General features: G+C 61.5%; 2 protein-coding genes. Both read left to right on the top strand.

All coding sequences use genetic code 11. The annotated features are described in order from the left end of the window. The first annotated feature begins 122 nt into the window (after positions 1-122). Positions 123-1,619, top strand: coding sequence for an IS21 family transposase (istA, locus tag FJU08_RS22515; RefSeq protein WP_141151282.1), 1,497 nt, complete (start codon positions 123-125; stop codon positions 1,617-1,619). Continuing rightward, positions 1,616-2,374 carry an IS21-like element helper ATPase IstB gene (gene istB, locus FJU08_RS22510; protein WP_141151281.1) on the top strand — a complete coding sequence of 253 codons (759 nt, stop codon included), beginning with the start codon at positions 1,616-1,618 and terminating at the stop codon, positions 2,372-2,374. The genes istA and istB overlap by 4 nt, the downstream gene beginning before the upstream one ends. Positions 2,375-2,502: the final 128 nt, after the last annotated feature.

The raw sequence follows: 2,502 nt of genomic DNA, 5'->3' as shown, positions 1-2,502 counted from the left end.
TGAGAGCGGCGGTGCAAAAGTCGGCTACGGAAGCGGCGGGATAGTCCTGCTGCGCCGGAGTAAAACCCGGCCACCTATTTACCCTTCTGTGACGACAGCAGGAGGGCGTGGGGATCTACACCGTGGAACTTTATCTGAGGGTTCGCCTGGCCGTCTCGGAAGGGATGAGCCGGCGTCAGGCTGCAAAGCATTTCAACATATCGCGCGACAGCGTGGCCAAGATGGTGGCCTATTCGACGCCGCCTGGTTATCAGCGGCAATCACCGATCCGGCGGCCGAAGCTGGATGCGTTTGTCTCGACTATCGAGCATTGGCTTGATGAGGATCTTAAGGTGCCGCGCAAGCAACGCCATACGGCCAAGCGGGTGTTCGACCGTCTGCGTGATGAGTGCGGGTTCACCGGCGGCTACACGATCATCAAGGATTATATGCGCGAGCGGGATCAGCGTCGCCAGGAAGTGTTTGTGCCTCTGTCGCATCCGGCCGGCCACGCGCAGGCCGATTTCGGCGAGGCGACGGTGGTGATTGGCGGCGTCGAGCAGAAGGCGCGCTTCTTCGTGCTCGATCTTCCGCATAGTGATGCTTGCTATGTCCGGGCCTATCCGGCGGCGGTGGCCGAGGCCTGGGTCGATGGCCACATCCATGCGTTTGCCTTCTTCGAGGCCGTGCCGCAATCGATCGTCTATGACAACGACCGTTGCTTGGTGGCAAAGATCCTGCCCGACGGCACACGCAAGCGGGCGACGTTGTTCAGCGGCTTCCTGTCTCATTACCTGATCCGGGATCGCTATGGCCGTCCGGGGAAGGGCAACGACAAGGGGAATGTCGAGGGTCTTGTCGGCTATGCCCGACGTAACTTCATGGTGCCGATCCCGCAGTTTCCGACGTGGGATGCCTTTAACGCCTTTCTGGAAGAGCAATGCCGCAAGCGTCAGCGCGACAGGCTGCGCGGCGAGAGCGAGACGATCGGCGAGCGGCTTCAGCGCGATCTGGCTGCCATGCGCCCCTTGCCGGCATCGCCTTTCGACGCCTGCGACCAGGCCAGCGCCATTGTGACGGCTCAATCGCTGGTGCGCTACAAGACGAACGACTATTCCGTGCCGGTCGCCTACGGCCACCAGGATGTTTGGGTTCGGGGCTATGTCAATGAGGTGGTGATCGGCTGCCGCGGCGAGATCATTGCTCGTCATCCCAGAAGCTGGGAACGGGAAGATGTCATCTTCGATCCCGTTCATTACCTGCCGCTGATCGAGCAGAAGATCAATTCTCTGGATCAGGCAGCTCCGTTGCAGGGCTGGGATCTGCCGGACGAGTTCGCGACGCTGCGCCGGCTGATGGAAGGCCGCATGGCCAAGCATGGCCGGCGGGAATACGTGCAGGTGCTCCGTCTTCTGGAGAGCTTCGACTTTGCGGACCTGCATGCGGCGGTGAAGCAGGCGATCCAGCTCGGCGCGATCGGCTTTGATGCAGTCAAGCATCTGATCCTGTGCCGGGTCGAGCACCGGCCACCGCGACTGGACCTGTCGATCTATCCCTACCTGCCGAGGGCGACGGTCGAGAAGACCTCAGCGAAAGCCTACATGCGCCTTTTGTCGTCTGATGCGGGAGAAGCGGCATGAGCACAGAAGCACCAGAGATGCTGCTCGCACACTATCTCAAGACCCTGAAGCTGCCGACCTTCCAGCGCGAGCACCAGAAGCTGGCTCGGCTGTGTGCCACCGAAAGCATTGATCATGTCGGATTCCTGTTCCGGCTTGCCGAGCGGGAGATGATCGAACGGGACCGCCGCAAGGTCGAACGTCGGATCAAGGCGGCCAAATTCCCCGTCGTCAAAAGCCTCGACAGCTTCGACTTCGCCGCCATCCCCAAGCTCAACAGGATGCAGGTGCTGGAACTGGCACGATGCGAATGGATCGAGCGTCGCGAGAATGTCATTGCTCTTGGTCCCAGCGGCACTGGCAAGACCCATGTAGCCCTCGGTCTCGGCCTGGCCGCGTGCCAGAAAGGCCTGTCCGTCGGCTTCACCACGGCGGCCGCGCTGGTGAGCGAGATGATGGAGGCGCGTGACGAGCGGCGTTTGCTGCGTTTCCAGAAGCAGATGGCCGCCTGCAAGCTGCTGATCATCGATGAGCTGGGCTTCGTGCCGCTGTCGAAGACCGGCGCGGAATTGCTATTTGAGCTGATCTCCCAGCGCTACGAGCGTGGTGCGACCCTGATCACCAGCAATCTGCCCTTTGATGAATGGACGGAAATCCTGGGATCCGAGCGACTGACCGGCGCTCTGCTCGACCGTGTCACCCATCACGTCAACATTCTCGAAATGAACGGCGAGAGCTACCGTCTCGCCCAAAGCCGCGCCCGAAAGGCCGGCTGAAACCCTTCAGAAAATCGCAACGTGCGCATGAGACCCCCGCTCGGGCTACGCCCTCCCGGCGGTCTCATGCGCACGCCACAAGTGGCCGACTTTTGCTCCGCCACGTGGCCGGATTTTACTCCGCCGTT

It is taken from the genome of Martelella alba, from assembly GCF_006516955.1.
In the GTDB taxonomy this organism is placed as follows: domain Bacteria; phylum Pseudomonadota; class Alphaproteobacteria; order Rhizobiales; family Rhizobiaceae; genus Martelella; species Martelella alba.
Note: the sequence above shows the minus strand (reverse complement) of the source record. Positions and strands in the feature narration are given on the sequence as shown.